The sequence below is a fragment of the Promicromonospora xylanilytica genome (genome assembly GCF_054782895.1).
Genome location: NZ_BAAGRP010000066.1, coordinates 51859 through 58174 on the forward strand (window position 1 = coordinate 51859; position 6316 = coordinate 58174).

Below are 6316 nucleotides of genomic sequence, written 5' to 3' on the forward strand. Positions count from 1 at the left end.
CAAAAACCGTCCCACCCGTCTCCCCCAGCGAAGGAAGAACCATGAACATGACCACCGAACGGGGTCGCGAGCCCGCGATCCGGGTACAGAACATCGAGAAGTCGTACAAGGACCTGCACGTCCTGAAGGGCGTGGACCTCGAGGTCGCGGCGGGCAGCATCTTCGCGCTGCTCGGCTCCAACGGCGCCGGCAAGACCACCGTGGTCAAGATCCTGTCCACGCTGCTCAAGGCCGACGCGGGCACCGCGAGCGTCAACGGGTTCGACGTCGGCACGCGTCCAGCCGACGTCCGCGAGTCGATCAGCCTGACCGGGCAGTTCGCCGCCGTCGACGAGGTGCTCACCGGCCGCGAGAACCTGGTCCTCGTCGCCAGGCTGCGCCACCTCGCCAATCCCCGGAAGATCGCCGACGACCTCCTGGCCCGGTTCTCGCTGACCGACGCCGGCGGGCGCAAGGCCGCCACGTACTCCGGCGGCATGCGCCGGCGCCTGGACATCGCGATGAGCCTGATCGGCGACCCGCCGGTCATCTTCCTCGACGAGCCGACGACCGGACTGGACCCGCAGGCCCGCATCGAGGTGTGGGACGCGGTCAAGGAGCTCGCGCGTGGCGGCACCACGGTGCTGCTGACCACGCAGTACCTCGACGAGGCCGAACAGCTCGCCGACCGGATCGCGATCCTGCACCAGGGCCGCATCATCGTCGACGGGACGCTGGGCGAGCTCAAGGCGCTGCTGCCCCCGGCCACGGTCGAGTACGTCGAGAAGCAGCCCACTCTCGAGGACGTCTTCTTCTCCGTCGTCGGCACGGACAAGTGAGGAACAGGACCATGAACAAGCACTTCTTCGGTGACACCGCCGTCCTGACCGGACGGTCCCTGAGCCACATCATGCGCAGCCCGGACACCATCATCACGACGGCGATCACGCCGATCGCCCTGATGCTGATGTTCGTCTACGTGCTCGGCGGCGCGATCGACACCGGTGCCGGCAGCTACGTGAACTACCTCCTGCCCGGGATCCTGCTCATCACCATCGCCTCGGGCATCGCCTACACCGCGTACCGGCTGTTCCTCGACATGCAGGGCGGCATCTTCGAGCGATTCCAGTCCATGCCGATCTCCCGCTCGGCGGTGCTGTGGGGGCACGTGCTGACGTCGCTGGTCGCCAACCTGGTCTCGGTGACGGTCGTCGTCCTCGTCGCCCTCCTGATGGGCTTCCGCTCCGGTGCCGGGGTGCTGGCCTGGCTCGCCGTCGCGGGCATCCTGATCATGTTCACCCTGGCCCTGACCTGGCTCGCCGTCATCGCGGGCCTGTCGGCCAGGACCGTCGACGGCGCGAGCGCGTTCTCCTACCCGCTGATCTTCCTGCCGTTCATCAGCTCGGCCTTCGTGCCCACCGAGACCATGCCGGGCCCGGTGCGCTGGTTCGCCGAGAACCAGCCGGTCACCTCCATCGTGGACGCGATCCGCAGCCTGCTGGCGGAACAGCCTGTCGGCACCGACATCTGGGTGGCCCTCGCCTGGTGCGTCGGCATCCTGGCCATCGCCTACGGTTTCGCGATGGCCGCCCACCGGCGCCGGATCGCCTGACCGGGCTGCACCGACCGACCGGTCGTCGGCGGCACGCCGAGTGGTGTGCTGCCGACGACCCGGTCGGTATCGGTGTGGTGGGTGCCGCGCGGTCGAGCTGGGACATTCCGCTCGCCACCGGGCGCCGAACCGCAAGCTCCGCTCACCACCGGGCACCGAACCGCAAGCTCCGCTCACCACCGGGCACCGAACCGCAAGCTCCGATCACCACCGGCGCCGAACCGAACGATGTGGGTCCACCACTGCCCGAATCGACCAGCATCTTGCGGGTCGCCCCCTGTAGGGACCAACAACCTTCGGTTCGGCACACCTTCGGCGTTCGGAAGACCAAGATGTTGCGGCTCGGCGACGCATCAACCCCTGTCGACCACCAACGTGCGGCTCGGCGCCCCGTCAGAACAACATGTTGCGGCTCGCCATCCCGGCGAACCCAACAGGTCGCGGCTCACCGCCCGAACACCGCAGGCCAACCCAACAGGTCGCGGCTCACCACCCGAACACCGCAGGCCAACCCAACAGGTCGCGGCTCACCACCCGAACACCGCAGGCCAACCCAACAGGAGCGCCCCCGACCCGCCTACTCCCAGACCGCGATGCTCCGGCGCACGGGCACGGAGCCGTCGTCCGTGGCGAAGAGCTCCGGAGAGCGCCGGCGGGTCTTCTCGATGTCGTCGAACACCGCGCGGAGGTGTGCCCGCAGGCCGGCGCGCGCGCTCGGGATGTCGCCCGCGACCACCGCGTCGAGAATGGTGTGGTGCTCGTCGACGAAGCGGCCCATGCCGTTCGTCTCGTGCAGCCCGAGACGGCGCGCCCGGTCGAGGTGCCCCTTGGCGGCGACGACCGTCGACCAGGCCCTGCCGTGCCCGCTCAGGCGGAGGAGCCCGTGGTGGAACGCCTCGTCGAGCTCGAAAAACCTCTCGAGGTCGAGCCGCGCCTCCCGCTGCTGCTCGAGGTTGGCGCGCAGCTCGGCGACCAGGTCAGGGTCGAGGGTCTCGGGGATGTCGTCGAAAGCGGCCAGCTCGACCGCCTCGCGGAGGAACTGCGCGTCGGCCACGCGTTCGGCGTCCACCCGGGACACGAACGACCCCACCTTGGGGAACACCCGGACCAAGCCCTCTTCGCCGAGCAGGATCAGGCTCTCGCGCACCGGGGTCCTGCTGACGCCGAGGGACGCGGCGAGCTCGTTCTCGGACAGGGAGGCGCCGGGCGGCAGCTCGAGGGTAAGCACCTTGCGGCGCAGCGTCTCGTAGACGACTCGCCTGTTGGACCGGTTCGAGACTTCCCTCATGCCCGGAGTCTAGGCGAGGCGGGCCGCTCTTCCACACCAGCGCCAGTTGACACGTTCTTGTCGCCACTGCTTACATACAAGCCCTGCCACACATCGGTCGTCGGCATGTCGACAAGGACGTCAGTCACGAAGGAGCACTTCCCATGGCGGAAACAGCTATGACCCCGCCGGGTAACGCGGTCACCCGGTCGACGAAGGACCTCACACGGGCCGCCATGTCCGGCTGGCTCGGTACCGCCATGGAGTTCATGGACTTCCAGCTGTACTCGCTGGCCGCCGCCATCGTCTTCAACCAGATCTTCTTCCCCGAGGCCAGCCCGGCGATCGCCCTGATCGCCGCGATGGCCACCTACGGCGTCGGCTACGTGGCGCGGCTCGCCGGCGCCATCTACTTCGGTCGCATGGGCGACCGCCTGGGCCGCCGCAAGGTCCTCTTCATCACCGTCGCGCTCATGGGCGTGTCCACGACCCTGATCGGCGTGCTCCCGACGTACCAGATGGTCGGCATCACCGCCCCGATCCTGCTCGTCGTGCTGCGCCTGATCCAGGGGTTCGGCGCGGGCGCCGAGATCGCCGGCGCCACCGTGCTGCTCGCCGAGTACGCCCCCGTCCGGCGCCGCGGCCTGGTCGCCTCGCTGGTCTCCCTCGGCACCAACTCCGGCACCCTCGCGGCGTCGGCCCTGTGGGCGCTGCTGCTGGCGGTGCTCAGCGAGGAGCAGCTCCTGAGCTGGGGCTGGCGGCTGCCGTTCCTGCTCAGCTTCGTGCTCATGATCTTCGCTGTCTGGATCCGGACCAACGTCAAGGAGAGCCCGGTCTTCGAGGCCCGCGCCGACGTCGTGGACGGCGTCGCCCTGACCCGCGACGAGGTCGCGTCCGCCACCGCCGAGCCGGTGCTCCAGGCCGCCATCAAGCAGCGCAAGGGCAAGGCGTTCTTCCTGGCACTGGCGCTGCGGTTCGGCCAGGCGGGCAACTCCGGGCTGGTCCAGACCTTCCTGGTCGGCTACGTCGCGACCACCCTGGCGATGGACCGCGCGCTGGCCACGGAGGCCATCATGTGGGGCTCGATCGTCGGCTTCGCCACCGTGCCGCTCATCGGCATGCTCGGTGACCGGTTCGGCCGGCGCTCGATGTACACCGCGCTGTCCCTGATCACCATCGCGTTCGCGTTCCCGATGATGCTGCTGGTCACCAGCGGCACCACCACCGGGCTCATGCTCGGCATGATCGCCGGCCTGAACCTCGGTGTCCTCGGCCTGTTCGCCCTGGAGAGCGTGACCATGGCCGAGCTGTTCGGCGCCCGGACGCGGTTCACCCAGCTGGCCCTGTCGAAGGAGATCGGCGGCATCCTCGCCACCGCCATCGGCCCGGTCGTCGCCGCGTCGCTCACCGCGGCGACCGGCAGCTGGTGGCCCATCGCCGCGATGCTGGTCGTCTACTCCCTCATCACCCTGGTGGCCGCCCGGCTCTCCCCCGAGACCCGGGGCCGCGACCTCGTCGCGCTGGAGGATGCCGCGTGAGGGCCGTCGTCGTGCACGGCGCCGGAGACCTGCGGGTCGAGGAGCGGCCCGACCCCGTCGCCCGGGCCGGCGAGGTGGTCGTGGCCATGGAGTGGGGCGGCGTCTGCGGGTCGGACCTGGCCTACTGGAAGAACGGCGCCTCCGGCACCGCCGTGCTGCGCGACCCGCTCGTCCTCGGCCACGAGGTGGCCGGGCGGGTGGTCGCCACCGGACAGGGCGTCGCCGGCTGGGATCCGGGAACGCCGGTCACCGTGCACCCCGCCCTCGTGGCGGACGGGTCGGTCCTGCCCCCGCGTCTCGCCGGGCGGACCAACCTCCACTCCCACGTCCGGTACTTCGGGTCGGCGGCATCGCACCCGCACACCGACGGCGGGTTCAGCGAGCTGCGGGCCGTCCCCGCCCACCAGCTGCGCCGGCTGCCCGACGGCGTGAGCACCGAGCAGGGCTCCCTCGCCGAGCCGCTGGCCGTTGCCATGCACGCGGTCGGCCGCGCCGGCGACGTCCGGGGACGCGACGTGCTGGTCAACGGCGCGGGCCCGATCGGCTGCCTCGTCGTGGCCGCGGCGAAGCACGCGGGCGCCGCGACGGTCACGGCGGCCGACCTCTCGGCGTCCTCCCTCACCGTGGCGAAGGAGCTGGGCGCCGACACCGTGCTCGACCTCGGCTCGGGCGACCGGCTGCCCGACGACTGCGAGATCGTGCTCGAGGCCTCCGGAGCACCGGCGGCCCTCGGCGGGGTGCTGCGGGCCACCGCCCGCGGTGGGACGCTCGTGCAGGTCGGCAACCTCCCCGGCACCGCCGTCCCGGCCGCGCTCGGCGACCTCGTCTCCCGCGAGATCACGTGGGTGGGCGCGTACCGGTTCGTCGAGGAGATCACCGACGCGCTCGACGCGCTCGGTGGAGGACTCGACGTGTCGGGCGTGGTCACGCACCGCTTCGGCATCGAGCAGGCCGGCGAGGCGCTGGCCGCCGCGGCGGGTCCCGGCAGCAGCAAGGTGCTGATCCGCCTCTCCGGTGACGCGGGCCGCTGACGCGGAGCAGCGTGCGCCCCGTCCTGTCCGCGCCGAGCGAGCCCCAGGGCGCCATGGCATCGTGGCCGGGGACGTCGGGGAACGAGAGGGGACTGTCGATGCGTGGTACGGATCTGCTCGCGGACGCGTTCGGCCGGATCAAGGAGGCGGTGCACGGCGCGGTCCTGGGGCTGTCCGCCGACGAGCTCGCGTTCCGCGTCGACGAGGACAGCAACTCGGTGGCGTGGCTCGTCTGGCACCTGACGCGGGTCCAGGACGACCACGTCGCCGACGCGGCGGGCACCAGCCAGGTCTGGTCCGACGACGGGTGGGACCGCCGGTTCGGACTGCCCTTCCCTGCCGAGGAGACCGGGTACCGGCACGACGCCGACGAGGTCTCCGCCGTCCGCGTACCGTCCGGTGACCTGCTCACGGGCTACCACGACGCGGTGCACGAGCGCACGGTGCGGTACCTGGCCACCCTGTCCGACGCCGACCTCGACCAGGTGATCGACGAGTCGTGGGACCCGCCGGTCACCCTGGGCGTCCGGCTGGTCAGCGTGGTCAACGACGACCTGCAGCATGCGGGCCAGGCCGCGTTCGTCCGCGGGGTCGTGCTCCGCCGACGCGAGCACTGACCCGCGCGAGCACGGCGGCCGACGCTCCGGCCGACAGCTCCGGCCGACAGCTCCGGCCGACACTGGCGACGAGCCGGTTGCGCTAACGCACATCATGCGATTCGTCGTGCGTCCTCCCGATCGCGGTGGAAATATCCCCGATCAGGAGGGACACCCGGTATGACGGCGGCACGCGCACTGCGGATGGACGACTGGGTCGTGCATCGTCCGAACGTGGTGCGTTCGGTCGCTGCCCGCGTACCCGGCATCGACGCCGAGGAAGCCACCAGCCG

The 6316-nt window shown here is 70.9% G+C and carries 6 protein-coding genes; 5 read left to right on the top strand and 1 reads right to left on the bottom strand.

Going from position 1 to position 6316, the window contains the following annotated elements:
- The first annotated feature begins 47 nt into the window (after positions 1–47).
- Positions 48–818, top strand: coding sequence for an ABC transporter ATP-binding protein (locus ACYVK7_RS19425; protein ID WP_460889366.1), 771 nt, complete (start codon positions 48–50; stop codon positions 816–818).
- Between the two features lie 11 nt (positions 819–829).
- Positions 830–1591 carry an ABC transporter permease gene (locus ACYVK7_RS19430; protein WP_460889361.1) on the top strand — a complete coding sequence of 254 codons (762 nt, stop codon included), beginning with the start codon at positions 830–832 and terminating at the stop codon, positions 1589–1591.
- Positions 1592–2168: 577 nt separating this feature from the next.
- On the opposite strand, the gene ACYVK7_RS19435 is transcribed toward ACYVK7_RS19430, so the two are convergent.
- On the bottom strand, positions 2169–2879 hold the full coding sequence (locus tag ACYVK7_RS19435) for a GntR family transcriptional regulator (protein WP_460889362.1): 711 nt from the start codon (positions 2877–2879) through the stop codon (positions 2169–2171).
- 143 nt (positions 2880–3022) lie between these two features.
- Between ACYVK7_RS19435 and ACYVK7_RS19440 the strand changes: the two genes are divergently transcribed.
- From ACYVK7_RS19440 to ACYVK7_RS19450, 3 genes are all read left to right on the top strand, one after another.
- Positions 3023–4396 (top strand): MFS transporter, encoded by a 1374-nt coding sequence (locus ACYVK7_RS19440; protein ID WP_460889363.1) that lies wholly within the window; start codon positions 3023–3025, stop codon positions 4394–4396.
- Entirely contained in the window at positions 4393–5427 is a 1035-nt protein-coding gene (locus tag ACYVK7_RS19445) for an L-idonate 5-dehydrogenase (RefSeq protein WP_460889364.1), read from the top strand. Before ACYVK7_RS19440 ends, ACYVK7_RS19445 begins: the two co-directional genes overlap by 4 nt.
- Positions 5428–5525: 98 nt before the next feature.
- The gene (locus ACYVK7_RS19450) at positions 5526–6044 is read left to right on the top strand and encodes a mycothiol transferase (RefSeq protein ID WP_460889365.1); all 519 of its coding nucleotides are present in this window, start codon (positions 5526–5528) and stop codon (positions 6042–6044) included.
- The last annotated feature ends 272 nt before the right edge of the window (positions 6045–6316 follow it).

Coding starts and splice junctions, on each gene's coding strand:
- ACYVK7_RS19425 (WP_460889366.1), top strand. CDS start 48: ATGACCACCGAACGGGGTCGCGAGCCCGCGATCCGGGTACAGAACATC.
- ACYVK7_RS19430 (WP_460889361.1), top strand. CDS start 830: ATGAACAAGCACTTCTTCGGTGACACCGCCGTCCTGACCGGACGGTCC.
- ACYVK7_RS19435 (WP_460889362.1), bottom strand. CDS start 2,879: ATGAGGGAAGTCTCGAACCGGTCCAACAGGCGAGTCGTCTACGAGACG.
- ACYVK7_RS19440 (WP_460889363.1), top strand. CDS start 3,023: ATGGCGGAAACAGCTATGACCCCGCCGGGTAACGCGGTCACCCGGTCG.
- ACYVK7_RS19450 (WP_460889365.1), top strand. CDS start 5,526: ATGCGTGGTACGGATCTGCTCGCGGACGCGTTCGGCCGGATCAAGGAG.